Source organism: Streptomyces sp. CA-111067 (genome assembly GCF_050956065.1).
Classification (GTDB): Bacteria; Actinomycetota; Actinomycetes; order Streptomycetales; family Streptomycetaceae; genus Actinacidiphila.
Genome location: NZ_CP192103.1, coordinates 3489761 through 3509664, shown reverse-complemented (window position 1 = coordinate 3509664; position 19904 = coordinate 3489761). Strand labels below are relative to the sequence as shown.

At 72.0% G+C, this 19904-nt stretch carries 20 protein-coding genes and 1 pseudogene; 17 read left to right on the top strand and 4 right to left on the bottom strand.

The window, feature by feature from the left end; genetic code table 11:
- The first annotated feature begins 117 nt into the window (after nucleotides 1-117).
- The 10 genes from ftsH (at nucleotide 118) to ACQPW6_RS15245 (ending at nucleotide 9462) form a co-directional block, all read left to right on the top strand.
- Entirely contained in the window at nucleotides 118-2172 is a 2055-nt protein-coding gene (gene ftsH, locus ACQPW6_RS15290; RefSeq protein ID WP_433890178.1) for an ATP-dependent zinc metalloprotease FtsH, read from the top strand.
- Between the two features lie 111 nt (nucleotides 2173-2283).
- Nucleotides 2284-2904, top strand: a complete 621-nt coding sequence (folE, locus tag ACQPW6_RS15285) for a GTP cyclohydrolase I FolE (RefSeq protein ID WP_433890177.1) — start codon at nucleotides 2284-2286, stop codon at nucleotides 2902-2904.
- A gap of 176 nt (nucleotides 2905-3080) precedes the next feature.
- The gene (locus tag ACQPW6_RS15280; RefSeq protein WP_433890176.1) at nucleotides 3081-4916 is read left to right on the top strand and encodes a phosphatidylglycerol lysyltransferase domain-containing protein; all 1836 of its coding nucleotides are present in this window, start codon (nucleotides 3081-3083) and stop codon (nucleotides 4914-4916) included.
- A 124-nt stretch (nucleotides 4917-5040) separates the two neighbouring features.
- Complete coding sequence (gene folP / locus ACQPW6_RS15275) at nucleotides 5041-5910, top strand: dihydropteroate synthase (protein ID WP_433890175.1); 870 nt, start codon at nucleotides 5041-5043, stop codon at nucleotides 5908-5910.
- Complete coding sequence (locus ACQPW6_RS15270) at nucleotides 5907-6419, top strand: nuclear transport factor 2 family protein (protein ID WP_433890174.1); 513 nt, start codon at nucleotides 5907-5909, stop codon at nucleotides 6417-6419. The genes folP and ACQPW6_RS15270 overlap by 4 nt, the downstream gene beginning before the upstream one ends.
- Before the next feature lie 133 nt (nucleotides 6420-6552).
- A complete protein-coding gene (gene folB, locus ACQPW6_RS15265) occupies nucleotides 6553-6912 on the top strand; it encodes a dihydroneopterin aldolase (RefSeq protein ID WP_433890173.1) in 360 nt (119 codons plus the stop codon).
- A gap of 29 nt (nucleotides 6913-6941) precedes the next feature.
- Nucleotides 6942-7568 (top strand): 2-amino-4-hydroxy-6-hydroxymethyldihydropteridine diphosphokinase, encoded by a 627-nt coding sequence (gene folK / locus ACQPW6_RS15260; protein WP_433894538.1) that lies wholly within the window; start codon nucleotides 6942-6944, stop codon nucleotides 7566-7568.
- A 71-nt stretch (nucleotides 7569-7639) separates the two neighbouring features.
- Complete coding sequence (locus tag ACQPW6_RS15255; protein ID WP_433890172.1) at nucleotides 7640-8131, top strand: DUF3180 domain-containing protein; 492 nt, start codon at nucleotides 7640-7642, stop codon at nucleotides 8129-8131.
- Between the two features lie 334 nt (nucleotides 8132-8465).
- Entirely contained in the window at nucleotides 8466-9017 is a 552-nt protein-coding gene (locus ACQPW6_RS15250; RefSeq protein ID WP_433890171.1) for a cysteine dioxygenase, read from the top strand.
- Between the two features lies 1 nt (nucleotide 9018).
- The gene (locus tag ACQPW6_RS15245) at nucleotides 9019-9462 is read left to right on the top strand and encodes a rhodanese-like domain-containing protein (protein ID WP_433890170.1); all 444 of its coding nucleotides are present in this window, start codon (nucleotides 9019-9021) and stop codon (nucleotides 9460-9462) included.
- Nucleotides 9463-9489: 27 nt separating this feature from the next.
- Here ACQPW6_RS15245 and ACQPW6_RS15240 read toward each other — a convergent pair whose 3' ends face one another.
- The gene (locus ACQPW6_RS15240) at nucleotides 9490-10644 is read right to left on the bottom strand and encodes an ABC transporter ATP-binding protein (RefSeq protein ID WP_433890169.1); all 1155 of its coding nucleotides are present in this window, start codon (nucleotides 10642-10644) and stop codon (nucleotides 9490-9492) included.
- 211 nt (nucleotides 10645-10855) lie between these two features.
- On the opposite strand from ACQPW6_RS15240, the gene ACQPW6_RS15235 reads away from it, so the two are divergent.
- The 4 genes from ACQPW6_RS15235 to ACQPW6_RS15220 all read left to right on the top strand — a co-directional run bounded on the left by ACQPW6_RS15235 (nucleotide 10856) and on the right by ACQPW6_RS15220 (nucleotide 14469).
- Nucleotides 10856-11581, top strand: a complete 726-nt coding sequence (locus tag ACQPW6_RS15235; RefSeq protein ID WP_433890168.1) for an ABC transporter permease — start codon at nucleotides 10856-10858, stop codon at nucleotides 11579-11581.
- Complete coding sequence (locus ACQPW6_RS15230; RefSeq protein WP_433890167.1) at nucleotides 11578-12279, top strand: ABC transporter permease; 702 nt, start codon at nucleotides 11578-11580, stop codon at nucleotides 12277-12279. Before ACQPW6_RS15235 ends, ACQPW6_RS15230 begins: the two co-directional genes overlap by 4 nt.
- A complete protein-coding gene (locus ACQPW6_RS15225; protein WP_433890166.1) occupies nucleotides 12276-13283 on the top strand; it encodes an ABC transporter substrate-binding protein in 1008 nt (335 codons plus the stop codon). Before ACQPW6_RS15230 ends, ACQPW6_RS15225 begins: the two co-directional genes overlap by 4 nt.
- 154 nt (nucleotides 13284-13437) lie before the next feature.
- Nucleotides 13438-14469, top strand: a complete 1032-nt coding sequence (locus ACQPW6_RS15220) for a hypothetical protein (RefSeq protein WP_433890165.1) — start codon at nucleotides 13438-13440, stop codon at nucleotides 14467-14469.
- A 41-nt stretch (nucleotides 14470-14510) separates the two neighbouring features.
- Here ACQPW6_RS15220 and ACQPW6_RS15215 read toward each other — a convergent pair whose 3' ends face one another.
- Nucleotides 14511-15653 carry an NADH-quinone oxidoreductase subunit D gene (locus tag ACQPW6_RS15215; RefSeq protein WP_433890164.1) on the bottom strand — a complete coding sequence of 381 codons (1143 nt, stop codon included), beginning with the start codon at nucleotides 15651-15653 and terminating at the stop codon, nucleotides 14511-14513.
- 180 nt (nucleotides 15654-15833) lie between these two features.
- Between ACQPW6_RS15215 and ACQPW6_RS15210 the strand changes: the two genes are divergently transcribed.
- Nucleotides 15834-16547, top strand: coding sequence for a hypothetical protein (locus tag ACQPW6_RS15210; protein WP_433890163.1), 714 nt, complete (start codon nucleotides 15834-15836; stop codon nucleotides 16545-16547).
- 465 nt (nucleotides 16548-17012) lie between these two features.
- Nucleotides 17013-17366: a DUF6247 family protein gene (locus tag ACQPW6_RS15205; protein ID WP_433890162.1), complete on the top strand. Its 354-nt coding sequence runs from the start codon at nucleotides 17013-17015 to the stop codon at nucleotides 17364-17366.
- A gap of 224 nt (nucleotides 17367-17590) precedes the next feature.
- On the opposite strand, the gene ACQPW6_RS15200 is transcribed toward ACQPW6_RS15205, so the two are convergent.
- Nucleotides 17591-18070 carry a hypothetical protein gene (locus tag ACQPW6_RS15200; RefSeq protein ID WP_433890161.1) on the bottom strand — a complete coding sequence of 160 codons (480 nt, stop codon included), beginning with the start codon at nucleotides 18068-18070 and terminating at the stop codon, nucleotides 17591-17593.
- Between the two features lie 422 nt (nucleotides 18071-18492).
- On the opposite strand from ACQPW6_RS15200, the pseudogene ACQPW6_RS15195 reads away from it, so the two are divergent.
- Nucleotides 18493-18945, top strand: a pseudogene (locus tag ACQPW6_RS15195) (reductase); the annotation flags it as partial.
- Here the strand turns inward: ACQPW6_RS15195 and ACQPW6_RS15190 are convergent.
- Nucleotides 18942-19892 carry an SAM-dependent methyltransferase gene (locus ACQPW6_RS15190; RefSeq protein ID WP_433894537.1) on the bottom strand — a complete coding sequence of 317 codons (951 nt, stop codon included), beginning with the start codon at nucleotides 19890-19892 and terminating at the stop codon, nucleotides 18942-18944. The pseudogene ACQPW6_RS15195 and the gene ACQPW6_RS15190 sit on opposite strands and share 4 nt — an antisense overlap.
- Nucleotides 19893-19904: the final 12 nt, after the last annotated feature.

The window sequence follows — 19904 nt, the reverse complement described above, 5'->3', positions numbered from 1 at the left end:
AGGCGACAATGCTGGGGTACCGTCCGAAGGTCGGGTCAATACACCGGATGTGCACGCGGCCTCAGGCGGCGGTGCCTCACTGTGGCAGGAGGGACGGGGCGAAGTCGCCCCGCATGGATGGACGTGAAGCGCTATTTCCGTGGGCCAGTTATGTGGATCGTGCTGGCTGTCCTCGCCGTGGTCGTGTTGATGCAGGTCGTCGGTTCCGGCGGCGGCTACAAGACGGTGGACACCGGCGTGGTGCTGCATGCGATCAACACCAACCAGGCGAAGAACGCCGAGCTGACGACCGGCGACGACAACTCGATCAAGATCCAGCTCAACGACGGCGTCAAGATCCAGGGCAGCGACAAGATCAAGGCGAGCTACATCGGCGACCAGGGTGCCGCCATCGCCGCGAACCTGCAGAACATCGTGGACGGCAAGGTCTCGGGGGTTCACCTCAAGGACCAGTACACGGTGTCGCAGTCCAAGCAGAACGCCTTCCTCGGCATCCTGCTGTCCCTGCTGCCGTTCGTGCTGATCGTGCTGGTCTTCCTCTTCCTGATGAACCAGATGCAGGGCGGCGGTTCGCGCGTCATGCAGTTCGGGAAGTCCAAGGCCAAGCTGATCACCAAGGACACGCCGAAGACGACCTTCTCCGACGTCGCGGGCTGCGACGAGGCGGTGGAGGAGCTCCAGGAGATCAAGGAGTTCCTGCAGGAGCCCGCCAAGTTCCAGGCCGTCGGCGCCAAGATTCCCAAGGGCGTGCTGCTCTACGGCCGCCCCGGTACCGGCAAGACGCTGCTCGCCCGTGCGGTCGCGGGTGAGGCCGGCGTGCCGTTCTACTCGATCTCCGGCTCCGACTTCGTGGAGATGTTCGTGGGTGTCGGCGCCAGCCGGGTCCGCGACCTCTTCGAGCAGGCCAAGGCGAACGCCCCGGCGATCGTCTTCGTCGACGAGATCGACGCCGTCGGCCGGCACCGCGGCGCGGGCCTCGGCGGCGGGCACGACGAGCGCGAGCAGACCCTCAACCAGCTGCTGGTCGAGATGGACGGCTTCGACGTGAAGGGCGGCGTGATCCTGATCGCCGCCACCAACCGGCCGGACATCCTGGACCCGGCGCTGCTGCGCCCGGGCCGCTTCGACCGGCAGATCGCGGTTGACCCGCCGGACCTCCAGGGGCGCCTGGAGATCCTGACGGTGCACCAGAAGGGCAAGCCGATCGCGCCGGACGTCGATCTGATGGCCGTCGCCCGGCGCACCCCCGGGTTCACCGGTGCCGACCTGGCCAACGTGCTCAACGAGGCGGCGCTGCTCACCGCCCGCAGCGACAAGAAGCTGATCGACAACCTCGTCCTCGACGAGGCCATCGACCGGGTCGTGGCGGGTCCGCAGAAGCGCACCAGGATCATGTCGGACAAGGAGAAGAAGATCACCGCGTACCACGAGGGCGGACACGCCCTGGTCGCGGCGGCCTCACCGAACTCCGACCCGGTGCACAAGGTGACGATCCTGTCCCGCGGCCGGGCCCTGGGCTACACCATGGTCCTGCCCGACGAGGACAAGTACAGCACCACGCGCAACGAGATGCTGGACCAGCTGGCCTACATGATGGGCGGCCGGGCCGCGGAGGAACTGGTCTTCCACGACCCGACCACCGGTGCCTCCAACGACATCGAGAAGGCCACCACGACCGCCCGCGCCATGGTCACGCAGTACGGCATGACCGAGCGGCTCGGCGCGATCAAGTTCGGCACCAGCGACTCGGAGCCGTTCCTCGGCCGTGAGATGGGTCACCAGCGCGACTACTCGGAAGAGGTCGCCGGGCTGGTGGACGAAGAGGTCAAGAAGCTCATCGAGACGGCGCACAACGAGGCCTGGGAGATCCTGGTGGAGAACCGGGACGTCCTGGACAACCTCGTGATGGCCCTGCTGGAGCGGGAGACGCTCAACAAGGCGGAGATCGCCGAGGTCTTCGCCCCGATCGTCAAGCGCCCGGCCCGTCCGGCCTGGACGGGCTCGGCTCGCCGTACCCCGTCCACCCGGCCGCCGGTGCTCTCGCCGAAGGAGCTGGCGCTGACCAACGGCAGCCAGCCCGCCAACGGCAACGGCCCGGCCGGTATCTCCACGGCCAAGCCGCCGGTCGCCGAGCCGGTCGACCGTCCGGAGGACGGCCAGCAGAACAACTGATTGCGCAGGTCCGGGGCACCTACCGGAATGCGGGCCGCGGCCCCGGGGTTCTAACCTTGGGGCCGCGGCCGTTTTTCGGCCCTGCGCGCAGCTCGGAAGGAAGAGGCTCTGATGACCGATCCCGTGACACTCGACGCCGGCGCCAGCGGTGGCGCGGGCGTCGGCTCGTTCGACGAGAAGCGGGCCGAGTCCGCCGTCCGCGAGCTGCTGATCGCCGTCGGCGAGGACCCGGACCGCGAGGGCCTGCGCGAGACCCCGGCCCGGGTGGCCCGCGCCTACCGGGAGATATTCGCCGGCCTCTGGCAGCAGCCGGAGGACGTGCTGACCACTACCTTCGACCTCGGCCACGACGAGATGGTGCTGGTCAAGGACATCGAGGTGATGTCGTCCTGCGAGCACCACCTGGTGCCGTTCGTCGGGGTGGCCCATGTCGGCTACATCCCGGCCGTCAGCGGCAAGATCACCGGTCTGTCCAAGCTGGCCCGTCTGGTCGACGTCTACGCTCGGCGCCCGCAGGTGCAGGAGCGGCTGACCACCCAGGTTGCCGACGCGCTGGTACGCATCCTGGAGCCCCGCGGGGTGATCGTGGTGGTCGAGTGCGAGCACATGTGCATGACGATGCGGGGCGTGCGCAAGCCCGGCGCCAAGACCATCACCTCGGCGGTCCGCGGCCAGCTGCGCAATCCCACCACCCGCGCCGAGGCCATGAGCCTGATCATCGGCAGGGGCTGACCCGAACCGGCAACCCGGCAGGCGGGCATCCCGGCAACCCGGCATCCCGGCAGGCCGAACCCGCCCGGTGGGTGTACCTTCCAAGCTGTCGCATCCGGACGGAACCCGGACATCCGACTTCGCGTCCTAAGGGGCGCAATCATCCGTATGCCCGTGATGTTGAAGCTTGGTGACCCATGTCCTCCGCACAGGCGCGCCGCCTTCGCTGGCCCCTTCGGTCCTCCGCCGTACCGAAGATCATCGGCACCGCCACCGCCGTGATCGGCCTGCTCGACGTGATCTCGGCGGTCTTCCCGGCGTTCCGCAACGGGCGGATGCACCATCTCGCCGCGCTGTTCCCCGGCACCGTCAGCTCGCTGGCCGCCGCCACCGCGATCGTCACCGGCATCCTGCTGCTGATGCTGGCGCACGCCCTCAAACGCGGCAAGCAGCGGGCCTGGTGGGCCGCTGTGGTGCTGATGCCGGTCGGCGCGGCCACCCAGCTGATCTACCGGCACTCGTTCTTCGGCGCGGCCGTGTCGCTGGCGCTGCTCGGGGTGCTGATCCGGTACCGGCACGAGTTCCAGGCGCTGTCCGACCCCCGCACCCGCTGGCGCGCGGTGCTCAACTTCGCGCTGCTCAGCACCGTCGCGTTCGGCCTCGGCCTGGTGATCACCAGCGCCCACCCGGCCGCCGACCGCGGCACCCCGGGCCTGACCGCCCGGCTCCAGCACGTGCTGTACGGGCTGTTCGGCTTCCAGGGCCCGGTGCACTACACCAGCGACCGGGTCAACGACGTGGTCGGCTATTCGCTCGGCGGCCTCGGCCTGCTGGTCGCGATCTCGACGGTCTATCTGGTGCTGCGCCCCGGCCGGCCGGTCGCCGAGCTCAGCGAGGACGACGAGGAGCGGCTGCGCGCGCTGCTGGCCCGGCACGGCGCCCGCGACTCGCTCGGCCACTTCGCGCTGCGCCGCGACAAGTCCGTGGTGTTCTCGCCCAGCGGCAAGGCCGCGGTCTGCTACCGGGTGGTGTCCGGGGTGATGCTGGCCGGCGGCGACCCGATCGGCGATGTCGAGGCCTGGCCCGGCGCCATCTGCCGGTTCATGGAGCTGGCCAGGGAGCACGCCTGGCTGCCCGCGGTCGTCGGGTGCAGCGAGACCGGCGGCGAGGTGTGGACCCGGCAGACCGGCCTCGACGCGCTCGAACTCGGCGACGAGGCCATCGTCGACTCCGCCGCGTTCACCCTCCAGGGCCGCGCGATGCGCAACGTCCGCCAGATGGTCAGCCGGATCGAGCGGTCCGGCTACGTCTGCCGGGTCCGCCGGGTCAGCGAGCTGACCGAGGGGGAGAAGGACCGCGTGCGGCTGGCCGCCGACGCCTGGCGCGGCACCGACACCGAACGCGGCTTCTCCATGGCGCTCGGCCGGTTCGGCGAGCAGGCCGACGGCGACTGCGTGGTCGTCACCGCGCACAAGGCCCGCGAGGCCGGCGCGCCGCAGCCCGAACTCGGCGACCTGCGGGCCGTCCTGCACTTCGTGCCGTGGGGCGCCGACGGCATGTCGCTTGAGCTGATGCGCCGCGACCGCGCCGCCGACCCGGGGCTGAACGAACTGCTGATCGTCGCCGCCCTCCAGCAGGCGCCCTCGCTGGGCATCTCCCGGGTGTCGCTGAACTTCGCGATGTTCCGCTCCGCGCTGGCCCGTGGCGAGCGGATCGGCGCGGGACCCGTGCTGCGCGGCTGGCGCGGGCTGCTGGTGTTCCTGTCCCGCTGGTTCCAGATCGAGTCGCTGTACAAGTTCAACGCGAAGTTCCAGCCGGAGTGGGTGCCGCGGTTCCTGGTCTTCCCCAACTCCCGCGACCTGCCCCGGATCGGATTCGCCATCATGCAGGCGGAGGGCTTCGTGACGCTCTCGCTGCCGCTGCCCGCGGCGATCCAGCGCTTCCTGCCCGGACGCGCCAAGCGCCGCCCGCAGGCCGCCAAGCCCGGCTACGCGACCGAACCCGAGCCGCGCAAGCACAACGCGGCGGCCTGAACCGCCCGTCCGACCCCGCGCGTCGCCCTGAACCACCCGCTCCGCTCCGCACCTCGGCCTGAACCGGCCGCCGCCCGGACCGGCGCTGACCGGCCGCCGCCCCCGTACCGCCTACGCTGGGCGCATGGTTACGTTGCAGGGCCGGAACGGGCCCGTCGGACTGCCGGAGTGGGACCGCTGCGCGGTCATGGGCGTGGTCAATGTGACGCCCGACTCGTTCTCCGACGGCGGGCGGTGGTTCGACCCGGAGCTGGCCGTCAAGCACGGCCTGGACCTCGTCGCCGAGGGCGCCGACCTGGTGGACGTCGGCGGCGAGTCCACTCGGCCCGGCGCCAAGCGGGTGGACGAGGCGGAGGAACTGCGCCGGGTGGTGCCGGTGGTCCGCGAACTGGCCGCCTCCGGCGTGCTGGTGAGCGTCGACACCATGCGCGCGTCCGTCGCCGCGCAGGCCGTGCAGGCCGGCGCCCGGCTGGTCAACGACGTCAGCGGCGGCCTCGCCGACCCCGAGATGATCCCGGTGGTGGCGGGCGCCCAGGTGCCGTTCGTGGTGATGCACTGGCGCGGCCAGAGCATCGACATGAACAACCGGGCGGTCTACGACGACGTGCTCCGCGAGGTCGTCACCGAGCTGCGGTCCGGCCTGGAGCGCGCGGTGGCCGGCGGCGTCGACCCGGCCAGGATCGTGCTCGACCCCGGCCTGGGCTTCGCCAAGACCGCCGACCACGACCTGACGCTGCTCGCCAGGCTCGCCGCGCTGCGCGAGCTCGGCTGCCCGCTGCTGGTGGCCGCCTCCCGCAAGCGCTTCCTCGGCCGCATCCTGGCCGGCGCGGCCGGCGACCCGCCGCCGGCCAGGGAACGCGACGCGGCCACCGCCGCGGTCACCGCGATCGCCGCCCGCGAGGGCGCCTGGGCGGTCCGGGTGCACGAGGTGCAGGCCAGCGCCGACGCCGTCCGGGTGGCCCGCGCCATCCAGGCCGCGGGGGAGAGCCGGTGACGCCGCGTACGGCGGAGGCGCGCGCCGTGGAGCGCGCCAACCAGTCCTTCTACGACGCCGTGGAGACCTCCGACCTGGACGCCCTCGAAGCGGTGGTGCTGTCCGGGCCGCTGGCCGAGTCGGTGGCCGTGGTGCACCCGGGCTGGCCGGTGCTGCGCGGGCGCCGCGAGGTGATGCGCTCCTACGCGCTGATCATGGCGAACACCGACTACATCCAGTTCTTCCTGACCGACGTCGAGGTGGCCGTCGACGGCGACGCCGCCATCGTCACCTGCACCGAGAACATCCTCACCGGCGGTCCGGCCGAGGAGGACGGCTCGGCCGGCTCGCTGGTCGGCGGCCTGGTGGTGGCCACCAACGTCTTCCACCGCACCGCCGACGGCTGGCGGCTGTGGGTGCACCACGGCTCCCCGGTGCTGGCCGAGGACGACGAGGAGGGCGCGGAGGACGAGGACGGCCCGGAGGGCGCCGGCGGCGCGGAGGGCGACGACGGGGACACCGTCGGGTGACGTGCGGGCGAACGGCGGGGTGCGGCCGGGACGGACGGGGACAGCGTCGGGTGACCTGCGCCCATGCCGTAGATTCGTCCTCCTGATCACGGGCCGGTGAGCGGCCCCGCACCGACCGGCGGGAGTGGATTTCGTGGACCGAGTGACGCTGCGCGGCCTGAAGATCCGCGGGCACCACGGCGTGTTCGAGCACGAGCGGCGGGACGGCCAGATCTTCGTCGTCGACCTGGTGCTCGGCCTGGACACCGCCCCCGCGGCGGCCGGTGACGACCTCACCGCGACCGTGCACTACGGTGTGGTCGCCGAGCAGGTCGCCGCCGTCGTGAGCGGCGATCCGGTGGACCTGATCGAGACCCTCGCCCAGCGCGTCGCCGACGTCTGCCTCGGGCACGAGGTGGTGCAGGAGGTCGAGGTGACCGTGCACAAACCGGACGCCCCGATCACCGTGCCCTTCGACGACGTGACCGTGACCATCACCCGGAGGCGCCCGTGAGTTCCGAGTCGCCGCAGACCCCGCGGCCCGTGTGGCCGGACGCCCAGGACCGGCCGGTCGAGGACCCCACCGTGCAGCCGGTGCCGCCGTCGGTGGTGGCCAGGGTGGACGCGGCGGACAGCACGCTGTCCAACCCGAAGACCGCGGTGATCGCCCTCGGCAGCAACCTCGGCAACCGCCTGGAGACCCTCCAGGGCGCGATCGACGCGCTGGAGGACACCCCGGGCGTGCGGGTGAGATCGGTCTCACCGGTGTACGAGACCGAGCCCTGGGGCGTCGAGCCCGGCTCGCAGCCCAGCTACTTCAACGCGGTGCTGCTGGTCCGCACCACGCTGCCGCCGGACTCGCTGCTGGAGCGCGGCCACGCCATCGAGGAGGCGTTCCTGCGGGTGCGCGCCGAGCGCTGGGGCGCCCGCACCATCGACGTGGACATCGTCGCCTACCAGGGCGTGGTGAGCGACGACCCGGTGCTGACCCTGCCGCACCCGCGTGCGCACGAGCGGGCCTTCGTGCTCGTACCGTGGTACGACGTGGACCCGGCGGCCGAGCTGCCGGGCCGCGGGCCGGTCGCCGCGCTGCTGGACGGTCTGCGGACCGCACGGGACAGCGGCGAGGTGCGCCGCCGGGACGACGTGGAACTCAGGCTGCCCGAGTAATCGTTGGGCGAGCGGCGGGACGGCGCGGCTGGCGCACAGTGGGGCAAGGCGAAGGTGGAGGCGGGCACTCGGTGAGGACGCTGCGGATCAGGACGCTGGCGGGGCTGTTCGCGGTGGCGGGCGTGCTGTCGTGGTCCGGGGCCAAGCTCTGGGACTCGGTCGGCACGCTGCCCGGCGTGCCGGTGGCGGCGCCGGTGGTGCTGCTGCTGATCGCCGTCGCGCTGTTCGCGACCGCGCTGTCACTGCGCGCCCGGCTGCGCGCCCAGCGCGAACGGCGGCCCGGCGCCAAGGGCGTCGATCCGCTGGCCGCCGCCCGGGTGGTGGTCTTCGGCCAGGCCAGCGCGCTGGTGGCCGCGCTGGTGGTGGGCATGTACGGCGGCACCGGCCTGTTCCTGGTGATGTACCGGCTCGACATGGACCCGCGCCGCCACCAGGCGATCTACGCGGGCTTCGCGGTGCTCGCCGGCATCCTGGTGGTGGTGGCCGCGATGTTCCTCGAACGGGTCTGCAAGCTGCCCGAGGACGACGACAAGGCGCCGACGGTCCTCCAGCAGCGCCGCTGAGCGCGGGCCGTACTCCCGATGCGCCGGAACGGGTGAGGCGCGGTCGGACGGGCGGGGCGCGGTCGGAGGGGCGGCGTACGGTCGGACGGGTGACGTACGGTGTCCGGCTTGACCGGTGCCCCGGCGTCGTGGTTCAGTCCCTGGTATGAGCGGATCCGGCCTGCGACTGCACCGGCGAGTCCATCTGGACCTCGTCAGGTACGCGGGCTGCGTGTGTACGGACGCGCGCTGAAGCGCGTTTCCGGCCCACCGTTCACCTTCGCGCCGTAAGACGCTCCGCAGCGGCCTCCCGCCGCTGCCTGCCGCGGGCGCGGCTTCCCCTGGGACTCGACCGATGTCTGTCACCGCACCCGTCTCCACCCCCGTGACCCCTGCGACCACCGTGGCGCCCGCTGCCGCGCCGACCGCCGCGGAACTCCTGGACTTCGCCCGCAAGGTGGCCGCCGACCCGGCCGTCGTCGGCGACCTGCCGCTCGACCCCGAGGGCCGCACCTGGGTACGGCTCGAAGGCCCCGGCGGCGCCGAGGCGTGGCTGATCGGCTGGCCGCCCGGCGCCGAGACCGGCTGGCACGACCACGGCGGCTCGTACGGCGTCTTCGTCACCGCCGGCGGCGAGCTCACCGAGCAGTCGCTGTCGGTGCCGCTGCCCTCCGAGGGCTGGCGCTCGCTGGAACTCGCCGAGGGCGTGGACCGCGAGCGCGTGCTCCCCGAGGGCGGCGGCCGGGCGTTCGGCCGCAACCACGTGCACCAGGTGCGGAACGTCTCCGAGTCCAGCCACGCGGTCTCGGTGCACGCGTACTACCCGCCGCTGCCGCTGATCCGCCGCTACAGCCGCAAGGGCAGCACCCTGCGGCTGGAACTCGTCGAGCGCCCCGAGGAATGGTGAGATGACCGCGTCCCGCTCCGTGTCCGACCTGCTCTCCGCGGCCCGCGCCGGCCTCGACCGCCTCACCCCCGCCCAGGCGGCGACCGCCGCCCGCGACGGCGCCCTGCTGGTGGACATCCGCTACGGCGCGCTGCGCGACCGCGACGGCACGATCCCGGGCGCGGTGATCGTGGAACGCAACGAACTCGAATGGCGCCTGGACCCGACGAGCCCCGACCGCGTCCCCCAGGCCATATCCCACGCCCTGCACGTCATCGTGATCTGCAACGAGGGCTACGCCTCCAGCCTGGCAGCGGCGTCCCTCCAGGAGTTGGGCCTCACCCGCGCGACGGACCTGGAAGGCGGCTTCCAGGCCTGGCGCGAGAAGGGCCACCCGGTCACGCCCCCGACGGGTGCCCCATCCCGCCCCACACCGTCGATAGCCGCACCCGCCGACGGCGCCTAGCGTTCATCGGGAACGTGCGCCCGGCAGTCAGCCGACCGTCTCGATCGTGACCTCGGCCCTGTCCACTCCGGAGGAGTCCGCGTCGATGGAGCGCCGCAACGCTTCATGCAACCTGGCCGGCGTCAGCACGCCGGTGAACTTCGCCCCGTCGACGACGGCGATCCACCCGGCGTCGTACTGAAGCATCGCGCTGAACGCCTGCTTCAGGTTCGCCCCCACCGGCACCCACGCCTCCATCCGCCGCGCGTGATCCCGTACCGCGCCGCCCTTGGCCAGCGCCAGAGCGTCCAGCTGGACCCAGCCGTGCAGTTCCCCGTTGGCGTCCAGGACGACCGCCCAGCGGGCGTCCTCCTCGCGCATCCGGGCCGCGGCCGACTCCACCGTGTCCTCCAGCCGGACCGTCGGCGGCTGTTCGAGGTCGGACGGCTCGATCGCCGTCACCGACAGCCGCTTCAGTCCCCGGTCGGAGCCGACGAACTGCGCCACGTAAGGCGTCGCCGGCTTCCCCAGCACCGTCGCCGGCGTGTCGTACTGCTCGATCCGGCCCTCGCCGTACACCGCGATGCGGTCGCCGAGCCTGACCGCCTCCTCGATGTCGTGTGTGACGAAGAGCACGGTCTTGCGCACGTTGGCCTGGAGGTTGAGGAACTCGGTCTGCAAGCGCTCGCGCACCACCGGGTCCACCGCGCCGAACGGCTCGTCCATCAGCAGCACCGGCGGGTCGGCGGCGAGCGCGCGGGCCACGCCGACCCGCTGCCGCTGGCCGCCGGAGAGCTGGTCGGGGTAGCGCGGGCCGAACACCTTGGGGTCGAGGCCGACCAGGTCGAGCAGCTCGGCCGCCCGCTCGCGGGCCGCGGCCCGCTTCCAGCCGAGCAGTGACGGCACCGTCGCCGTGTTCTCCAGCACCGACTTGTGCGGGAACAGGCCGACCTGCTGGATGACGTAACCGATCCGACGCCGAAGCTGTACGGGTTCGATACCGGCTATGTCCTCGCCGTCGAGAAGAATTCGACCCCCGGTGGGTTCGATCAGCCGGTTCACCATCTTCATGGTGGTCGTCTTGCCGCAGCCGGAGGGCCCGACCAGCGTGACCAGTTCGCCCTCGCCGACCTCGAAGGACAGATCGTCCACGGCAACGGTGCCGTCCGGGTATCGCTTGCTGACGTTCTCGAAACGGATCATGGGTCCTCACTGATGACGGCTTGCAACCGTACTCTCCCCGCCGTGTGTGGCGGGAGTGTTGCGGCTGTATGGCGGCCGGCCGGAATGTCACTGCCCGGCGATAGGCTCGCCGAAGATCTCGCGCCAGGGATCTGCCGGGGCTCTGCCCCGGAACCTGCAAGGCATGCGGACGAGAGGCATGCGGACGTCACGATGGGGGAGGTGGACACGCATGGCTGACAAGAACTGTCTGGTCTCCAACGACTGGATCTGTGGGAAGTACCTCCACAACTACCGTCACGAGCTGACCGACGCGACGGTCCAGCACATCTGGATCACTGCCGTGTCGGTGGCCGTCGGCCTGCTGATCGCCTTCCCGCTGGCGCTGATCGCCCGCCGCTGGCGGCTGGCGGCCGGGCCGGTGCTGGCGATCACCACGATTCTGTACACGGTGCCGTCGCTGGCCATGTTCTCGCTGCTGCTGCCGGTGTTCGGGATCTCGCCGTCGCTGGTGGTCACCGGCCTGGTGCTGTACTCGCTGACCATTCTGGTCCGCAACATCCTGGCCGGCCTTGAGGCGGTGCCCGAGGACGTACGGGAGGCGGCCCGCGCGATGGGCTACGGCCCGCTGCGGCTGCTGTTCACCGTGGAACTGCCGCTGGCGCTGCCCGCGGTGATGGCCGGACTGCGGATCGCCACCGTCTCCACGGTCGCGCTCACCACGGTCGGCGCGATCATCGACTACGGCGGCCTCGGCAACCTGCTGAAATCCGGCATCGACAGCAACTTCAAGGCGCAGGTGCTGGCCGCGTCCGTGCTCTGCGTGGTGCTCGCGATCATCGCCGACGTGCTGCTGCTGGGCGTGCAGTGGCTGCTCACCCCGTGGCGGCACGGCCGCCGCACCAAGGCCCCGAGAACCCGGCGGACAGTGGAGGCGGAGAAGGTGGCGGCGTCATGAGCGCGGTGAGCGGAGCCTGGGACTGGCTCACCGACGGCTCCAACTGGTCGGGCAGCGACGGCGTGCTGCACCGGCTGTCGGAGCACCTGTACTTCTGCGGGGTGTCGCTGGGCATCTCGCTGGTGATCGCGCTGCCGATCGCCATCGTGCTCGGCCACTACGGCCGGGGCGGCGCCGTCGCGATCAACATCTCCAACGTCGGCCGGGCCATCCCGACCTACGCGGTGCTGACCCTGCTGCTGTTCGCAATCGGCTCGGACAGCGACTGGCCGGTGATCATCTCGCTGGTGCTGTTCGGGGTGCCGCCGCTGGTCACCAACGCCTACGTCGGCATGCGCGAGGTCGACCAGGACGTCGTGGAGGCGGCCCGTGGAATGGGCATGACCGGTCCGCAGTTGCTGCTGAGGACCGAACTGCCGCTGGCCTTCCCGCTGATCTGGACGGGCGTGCGGACCGCCGCCGTCCAGGTGGTGGCCACCGCCACCCTCGCAGCCCTGGCCGGCTTCGGCGGCCTGGGCAGGATCATCACCGCCGGCTTCAACCGGCAGATCACCGCACAGGTGGTGGCGGGCGCGGTGCTGGTCGCCGTCCTCGCCCTGCTCGTCGAAGGGGTCTTCCTGATCCTTCAGCGGCTGCTCGACCCCATGCGCCGGCGCAATCGGCCCGGCGCGGACTCACTAGGAGTGCTGAACCCATGAACGGACGCGTGCGCGTCGCCGGTACGGCCGTAGTAGCCGCCCTGTTGCTGACGGGCGTGGCCGGCTGCGGCGGAGGCAAAAGCCTGGAGGACAAGGGCGACACCGACTCGTCGGCCCCGGCGACCAGCGCCCCCTCGGACAGCACCAGCACCACCGCGGCATCGGGCGGCAGCAAGGACCTGGTGATCGGGTCGGCCGGCTTCACCGAGTCCTCGGTGCTCGCCGAGCTCTACGCCAAGGTGCTGGCCGACGCCGGCTACCACACCAAGGTGCAGACCCTGGAGAACCGCGAGCTGTACGAACCCGCCCTGGAGAAGGGCCAGATCGACATCGTCCCGGAGTACGCGGCGACGCTCGCGGAGTTCTTCAACACCAAGGCGAACGGCCCGAAGGCCAAGCCGGTCGCCTCCAGTGACGCCACCGCGACGGTTACCGCGCTGACGAAGCTGGCGACCCCGCGCGGGCTGAAGGTGCTCGATGTCGGCAAGGCCGTCGACCAGAATGCCTTTGCCGTCAACAAGGACTTCGCCAAGCAGCACAAGCTGAAGACGCTTTCCGATCTTGGCGCCTCGCATCTCAAGATCAAATTGGCGGCCGGCGACGAATGCCCGGACCGGCCGTTCTGCTCGCCGGGTCTGAAGTCGACGTACGGCATCGACATCACCGGAATCGACCCCAAGGGCGTCGGCACCGCGCAGTCCAAGCAGGCGGTCAAGGACGGCACCGACCAGCTGGTGCTGACCACGACCACGGACGCCACGCTGGACCAGTTCAACCTGGTGCTGCTGACCGACGACAAGCACCTGCAGAACGCGGACAACCTGCTGCCGGTGGTCAACGCCAAGGACGCCGGCGACCCGGCGATCGCCGCCGCGCTGAACAAGCTCACCGCGACCCTCACCACCGCGGATCTGACGGATCTGAACCAGAAGGTGGACGCCGAGCGGGAGAAGCCGGCGGATGTCGCCGCCGACTACCTGAAGTCGAAGGGCCTCACCAAGTAGCCCGAAGTGGGGGGCATTCAGAACTGCACATTACGGACACATCGTGCGGGCCTGAATGCCCTCCGTATTCGGTGGCCATTTGTTGGCCGGAACCGGCCTCGAAATAACCACCCCGCCGCCCCATGAAGGTCCCCCGCACGCTAAATTTCTGGCCATGCCCCGTGGACGTCACCGCCATTCGCAGCCGCTGCACAGGATGCTGCCGCCGCTGACCGTCGCGGGCAGTGCCGCGGCACTCGCCGTCGCCTCCCTTGCCGTCTCCGATACCGGTGTGGTCCGGATGCTCACGATCGCCACCGCGGTCGCCGCGTGCGCCGGGGCGGCGCTGGCCCGCACCTGGGACCGGTCCGCCGGCCACCGGGTCGCCGAGCTGGAGAACGCGCGGGTGCGCGAGGAATGGCGCACCGACGAGCGGATAGCCGAGGTCGAGTCCGACCTGGAGGAGTCGCGGGAGATCCGCGGCCGGCTGGAGAAGAAACTGCGCGGCAAGCGGGGCGAACTGGCCCGGCTGCGCACCGAGCACGCCGAGCTGCTGCGGCGCTACGCCACCGCCGAGAGCGAGCGGGCCCGGGCGCTGGAGAGCAAGCGCAGGCTCCAGATCGAGGGCGCGCCCAAGGCACTCGCCCTGACCGCGCCGTCGCCGATCGGCCCGGCCGCCTTCCTGCGCGCCGAGCAGGCGCTGCGGGACCTGTCCCGCAACGGGGCCAGGCAGCAGGCCGAACGTACGGTCGCCGAGGCGCGGGCCCGCGAGGCCGCGTCGCCCGAGGAGGACCGGATCGGGCGGCACACCCGGACCGAGCCCGGTGCCGACGGGGCCCGGGTGTCCCCGGCAGGGCTGCCGGTGCGCGAACACCGGCTGGTGCCGGCGGTGGCGGCGGCGGTGCTGCCGTACGCGCAGCCGCCGCGGTCGCCGGCCGACCCGAACGCGCCGCATGGGAACCGGGCGATCGGGGGGTTCGACTTCTTCGGGACGAAGGGGATTCCGCCGGGGGAGCGGGATGGGGTGTCCTCGGAGGAGGACGTCGTGGACGAGGCCGGGGAGACCACGGCCGAGGAACCTTTGGCGGAGGGGCCCGCGGCGGGGGAACCTGCGGCGGAGGAGCCGGAGGTCATCGACCTGACGCCGCACGACGACACGGAGCAGTTCGACATGACCCCGCTGCGGACGACGAAGGCGTCGAGCTAGGTCCGGGCCCGGCGTTCGGCGGGTGCGAGGCCCGGGGCCGGCTACTTGTCGACGTCGCCGACCACGAAGAACATCGAGCCCAGGATCGCGACCATGTCCGCCACCAGCGTGCCGGGCAGCAGCACCGTCAGCGCCTGGATGTTGTTGAACGACGCCGAGCGCAGCTTCAGCCGGTACGGCGTCTTCTCGCCCTTCGACACCAGGTAGTAGCCGTTGATGCCGAGCGGGTTCTCGGTCCACGCGTAGGTGTGCCCCTCCGGGGCCTTGAGCACCTTCGGCAGCCGCTGGTTGATCGGCCCCGGCGGCAGCTCGGCCATCCGGTCCAGGCAGGCGTCGGCGAGGTCGAGCGAGTTGTGGGCCTGTTCGAGCAGCACCTCGAAGCGGGCCAGGCAGTCGCCCTCGGTCCTGGTGACCACCTTCAGCGTGTCCGCCAGCTCCCCGTACCCGAGGTACGGCTCGTCGCGGCGCAGGTCGAAGTCCACGCCGGAGCCGCGCGCGATCGGCCCGCTGACGCCGAACGCGTGCACGTCGGACTGCGCGAGCACGCCGACCCCGCGGGTGCGGCCGCGGAAGATCTCGTTGCCCATCACCAGCTCGTCGATCCGCCCGAGCTGGGCCCGCACCCCGGAGACCGCGGCGCGGGCGCGGCCGGTCCAGCCGTTCGGCAGGTCCTCCTTCAGGCCGCCGACCCGGTTGAACATGTAGTGCATCCGGCCGCCGGAGACCTCCTCCATCACGTGCTGGAGCTGCTCGCGCTCGGTGAATGCGTAGAAGATCGGGGTGATGCCGCCGAGTTCGAGCGGGTACGAGCCGAGGAACATCAGGTGGTTCAGTACCCGGTTCAGCTCGGCGAGCAGCGTGCGGGTCCAGACGGCCCGCTCCGGCACCTCCATGCCGAGCATGCGCTCGACGGCGAGGACGACGCCCAGCTCGTTGGAGAACGCCGACAGCCAGTCGTGCCGGTTCGCCAGCATGATGATCTGCCGGTAGTCCCGGGCCTCGAACAGCTTCTCCGCGCCCCGGTGCATATAGCCGACGATCGGCTCCGCTGACTGGATCCGCTCCCCGTCGAGCACGAGCCGCAGGCGGAGCACGCCGTGGGTGGAGGGGTGCTGGGGGCCGATGTTCAGCACCATGTCGGTGCCCTCGGCCGCGCCGCCGATCCCGATGGTGGTCTCCGTCATGCCCCCATCCTCTCAGGTCGCCCCTGCGCGGGGCGGGTCGCTGCCCGGTTCGGATGCTGGGCCTCCCGGCCTGGGCTCCGTTGCCGGCGACGGGGTGCTTCCCGGTTCGGATCGTCCCGGAATCGTCACCGCCGCCGCGGGCGGGTTCCCGGGTGGCACGGGCGTGCGTACGGTCGGGGTATGGGCCTGGGCATCGTGCGGCGGCGGCGGTTGGCGTTACCGGAGGGCGTGACGCGTCCGCCCGGCCTGCGGTTCTGGCAGGACCCGCTGGCCGACCGGATCGCGATGCGCGTCTTCCGGTGGATCGCCGGCGGGCGCCCGCTTCAGCCGTGGTGGCTGCCGCGGTGGTGGTTCACGGTGGTGGCCGCGGACGTCGATGACGCCCGCGGGGTCGCGGCGCTTTGGCTCGTACGGCGGCCGGGCTCGGCGCGGCGAGCGGTGTCGTTCCAGCAGCTGCTTGAACGTCGCGCCGACGGCACGTGGCGGTGGGTGGGCGGCGGCTCCGTCCGCCCGGTCGACCCGTTGCCGTCCGCTGCCCGGCGGCTGGCGGCGGGCGAGCCGGGCCACCTCGGCATGGCCGAGGTGTACGCAGGAGCGGGCACGCGGAGCATGGCGTATCGGCTGGAGCACGGGCGCGAGTTGGTGGGGCAGGCGCCTTGGATCGGCTGCACGGCGCTTCAGGTTGCGGCGGAGGTGGCGTTTGTCGGCCTGGGGGGCCGACGGATTCTGGTTCCGGACACCGGCACGATGATCGTTGTCTGGCAGGTTCCGCCTCCTGTCGGCCTTCCCGGCCAACCGCCTTTGACGCTGGCGTCGGCGGACGGGACGGTGCTGTCCACAACCTCGCCGTTGCACGGCGTGGACAGCTACACGCTGTCCCAACTCCCGGACTGACCGGGGTCCCCGGCTCGGCGCCGGGGCCTTCGGGGCTTTCGCCCGGTGGGTGGTGCGGTTCGATTTCACGGCTGGGCGCCGCGCCTGCCGTTTTTTCCCACCCGCCCGCCCGTGCGGGTGCGTCCTTGAGTGCACGTTTTCTGGTGGGTGGGGGTCGGTGCCGGTCCGGGGTACCTCCTCGGATTTCCTCCGTGCGGGTTTCGTTTTCGGGTGCGGGCCGGTCTGTCGGAAATCCTGCGGGGGCACCCCGGCCCGTCCCCTCCCAGGCCGGACGGCGGCTTTGAGGCCGCGGGGGGTGATCGGTGGGAGTGCGGGTTCGTTGGCTGGTGCTGGTTGGTCGAAGACCGAGACGCGGGTGCGGTGGTGGTGCGGGTGGTCGCGCACCTCGCGGTGGAGGCCGACAGGTAGTGCGCGTTTGCGGCATCCTGGATGCTGGCGCCTCTGCCCGGCGCGCCGGAGGAAACGATGACAGCAGAGTCCCTGCCCCACGACGCACCGATCGCGCCAAGGCCCGACCGCACTCCCGACGCCCTCCGCGAGGCGATCGCCAAGCTCGCGCCTTATCGACTCGCGGAGATGGAGTGGGAGAAGAACGAGACCCTGGCGATGGCGGTCGAGCAGAACTCGCTCGCACCGGTCCACATGTTCCTGCTGCGCTGGGCGGTCGTCGCGGAGATCGAACGCCGGCCCGAGACGGCGCGGAGGCTGCACCGGGCCGAGCAGGTCGCCGCAGAGGCCGAGGATCCCGAACTGTCGCGGAAGGCGGTGCGGGAAGCGGGCGACATCGTCCGAGCGGCACACCGGGAGTTGGGCGCGTGACGTGGGCGTGGGAGTACGAACCGAGCTCTACCTTGACGGTTCGGACTACCAAGGCGTCGGTCCGGGCGTTGCCACCGCATATGTGGAAGGCGGGATGTTCGAGTACCTGACCGTCATCCGGCATGAGCGTGTCTACGTTTTGCAGGCCACCTCGGTCTGATCTCTGCCGATCGGGCCGGCCGGGCCGCCCGCAGCCACCGGTCAAGGGATGTCGGCGCCGGGGATCACTTGGCGGGTTTGATGCTGAGGACGGCGGTCTTCCCCACGATGTGGACGACCTTCAGGCTCATCGCCTCGTTGATGGTCGCGGCCGGTCCCTCGCCGCAGCTGAATCCGACACCGCCGCCGCCCGCCGACGACACGCTGCCGCCGCCGGAGCAGCCGGAGACGCTGTAGCCCGACCCCGTCACCGGTGCGGCCATCTCGACCCTGCCGCCACCGATCGCCGTCACCTTGATCGGCCCGAGACCGTACGTCGCCGGCACGTTCACGATGTCTCCCACCGCGACCTTGATGTCGCACGTCCCGTCGCCGCACGGCCTGGTCGGCGCGGCCGACGGCGTCACCGTCCCCGTGGGGCCGGACCCGCTGGGTTTGCCTTCAGCAGCCGACTCGCCCGAAGAGTCCGAGGAACACGACGTGAGGGCGGCGACCACGCACGCGACGAAGACAACGGCGGCGGACGACGTTCCTCTGCGCAGCATGGGGCAATTGAACCCCGCCGACCGCCACCGTGTCAGGCGTGACGGAAGTTGCCCCGGGGAACTCACCGCAAGCCGCCAACGGATGCCGGCCCACACCGGCCCTCCCGCGCCGATCACCCCCCGCGGCCTCAAAGCCGCCGTCCGGCCCGGGAGGGGACGGGCCGGGGTGCCCCCGCAGGATTTCCGACAGACCGGCGTGCAGTCGACGACGAAACCCGCGCGGAGGAAATCCGAGGAGGTGCCACGGACCGGCACCGACCCCACCCACCAGAAAACGTGCACCCAAGGACGCACCCGCACGGGCGGGCGGGGTGGGAAAAAACGGCAGGCAACCGGGCCCGCGCCCGGAAACGAACCGCATCGACCACCGGGGGCGGAAAACCCGGACGGCACCGGGCCCGCGCCCGGCGCCGCCGTCCTGACCGGGACCGCCGGTCCGGGGAACCGCGAGCGCCGCCGGCGGCGAGTGGGCGGCCTGGACGCTGGACGCGGTGGAGGCCGGCCGGGGCGGGCCGTATGACCTGGTGAGCGCGCCGGGCCACACCACCATGGGCGGGCTGCTCGACGCGTGCGTGGCCGCGACCGGCTCGGCCGCCGAACTGCGCTGGACCGATCCCGCCGTGATCGAGGCGGCCGGCATCGAGCCCTGGACGCAGCTCCCGGTCTGGATCCCGCCGGGCGAGCTGCACGCCACGATGCACGGCTCCGACACCGGTAAGGCGCTGGCCGCGGGGCTGCGCTGCCGTCCGGTCGGCGAGACGGTCGCCGACACCTGGCGCTGGCTGCGGTCGATCGGCGGCGAGGCCCCGCAGCGTCCGGACTGCCCGCGGGTCGGTCTCGACCCGCAGACCGAGGCGAAGCTGCTCCAGCCTTAGCCCGGGCCCTGCGGCAGCAGCCCCGTACAGGCCGGCCCCACCGGCGTCGCCAGCCAGGTGAAGTCGCCGAGGCCGCCCGCCGCGGTGAGTTCCGCCGCCTCCGAGGCCGCCGCGAGCGCGCGGACGTAGGCGGCCGGGTCGGACGCGGCCAGCGCGAGGGGCGGGCGGGCGCCGTGCAGGCCGAGGGCGTGCAGGGCGGCGCGCTGGGAGCAGGTGGTGCCGGGGAGGGCGTCCATGGCCACGTGGGCGGTCAGGTCGCGGCTGCCGTCGGGTACGGGGAGGACCTGGCGCCCGGCCTGGTAGCCGGTGAGCGTGCCGTACGGGGGCCGGTCCGTACGACCGTGGGCGTAGTCCACGGCCACGGCGAGCCCCGCGGACAGGGCGCCGACGGCCGTGGCCCAGGCGGTGTCCCGGGCGAGGCCGATCTCGGCGCGGTGACCGGAGCCGGGGGCCAGCGGCCACCAGCGGGCCAGCCACTCCGCGTCAGGCCCGGTGACGGGGGCGCCCGCGCGCTCGGCGCCGTCCGACGCCCTGACCAGCACATACCGCGGCGGCCCCCCGGAAGCCTCTGCCACCCCTACGGGCACGTTGTCCAGCCACTCGTTGGCGAACAGCAGCCCGTGCGCCCCGGCCGGCGGCTCCCGGCGCCACTCGATCCGCGGGTCGAGCCCCGCCGGGGCCGCCGAACGCTCCACCGCGTGCGCCCGAGTGCGGGCCGCCACCTGCGGGGGCAGCGCGGCCAGCACGCCCGCGCACAGCTCGCCGCCGCCCGCGCCCATGTCCACGAAGTCCAGGACGGCCGGCTGCCCGAGCGCCGCGTCCACCTGTAGGAGCAGTTCGGCGACGGCACCGGCGAACCGCGGCGACACATGCACGGACGTGCGGAAATGCGCCGCCGGGCGCTCCCGGACGAAGAAGCCGCCGGGCCCGTAGAGCGCCCGCGACATCGCGTCCTGCCA

Excerpts from the sequence above, each read along its gene's own strand:
- ftsH (WP_433890178.1), top strand. The coding sequence starts at position 118 with ATGGACGTGAAGCGCTATTTCCGTGGGCCAGTTATGTGGATCGTGCTG.
- folE (WP_433890177.1), top strand. The coding sequence starts at position 2,284 with ATGACCGATCCCGTGACACTCGACGCCGGCGCCAGCGGTGGCGCGGGC.
- ACQPW6_RS15280 (WP_433890176.1), top strand. The coding sequence starts at position 3,081 with ATGTCCTCCGCACAGGCGCGCCGCCTTCGCTGGCCCCTTCGGTCCTCC.
- folP (WP_433890175.1), top strand. The coding sequence starts at position 5,041 with ATGGTTACGTTGCAGGGCCGGAACGGGCCCGTCGGACTGCCGGAGTGG.
- ACQPW6_RS15250 (WP_433890171.1), top strand. The coding sequence starts at position 8,466 with ATGTCTGTCACCGCACCCGTCTCCACCCCCGTGACCCCTGCGACCACC.
- ACQPW6_RS15245 (WP_433890170.1), top strand. The coding sequence starts at position 9,019 with ATGACCGCGTCCCGCTCCGTGTCCGACCTGCTCTCCGCGGCCCGCGCC.
- ACQPW6_RS15240 (WP_433890169.1), bottom strand. The coding sequence starts at position 10,644 with ATGATCCGTTTCGAGAACGTCAGCAAGCGATACCCGGACGGCACCGTT.
- ACQPW6_RS15235 (WP_433890168.1), top strand. The coding sequence starts at position 10,856 with ATGGCTGACAAGAACTGTCTGGTCTCCAACGACTGGATCTGTGGGAAG.
- ACQPW6_RS15230 (WP_433890167.1), top strand. The coding sequence starts at position 11,578 with ATGAGCGCGGTGAGCGGAGCCTGGGACTGGCTCACCGACGGCTCCAAC.
- ACQPW6_RS15225 (WP_433890166.1), top strand. The coding sequence starts at position 12,276 with ATGAACGGACGCGTGCGCGTCGCCGGTACGGCCGTAGTAGCCGCCCTG.
- ACQPW6_RS15220 (WP_433890165.1), top strand. The coding sequence starts at position 13,438 with ATGCCCCGTGGACGTCACCGCCATTCGCAGCCGCTGCACAGGATGCTG.
- ACQPW6_RS15215 (WP_433890164.1), bottom strand. The coding sequence starts at position 15,653 with ATGACGGAGACCACCATCGGGATCGGCGGCGCGGCCGAGGGCACCGAC.
- ACQPW6_RS15210 (WP_433890163.1), top strand. The coding sequence starts at position 15,834 with ATGGGCCTGGGCATCGTGCGGCGGCGGCGGTTGGCGTTACCGGAGGGC.
- ACQPW6_RS15205 (WP_433890162.1), top strand. The coding sequence starts at position 17,013 with ATGACAGCAGAGTCCCTGCCCCACGACGCACCGATCGCGCCAAGGCCC.
- ACQPW6_RS15200 (WP_433890161.1), bottom strand. The coding sequence starts at position 18,070 with ATGCTGCGCAGAGGAACGTCGTCCGCCGCCGTTGTCTTCGTCGCGTGC.
- ACQPW6_RS15190 (WP_433894537.1), bottom strand. The coding sequence starts at position 19,892 with ATGTCGCGGGCGCTCTACGGGCCCGGCGGCTTCTTCGTCCGGGAGCGC.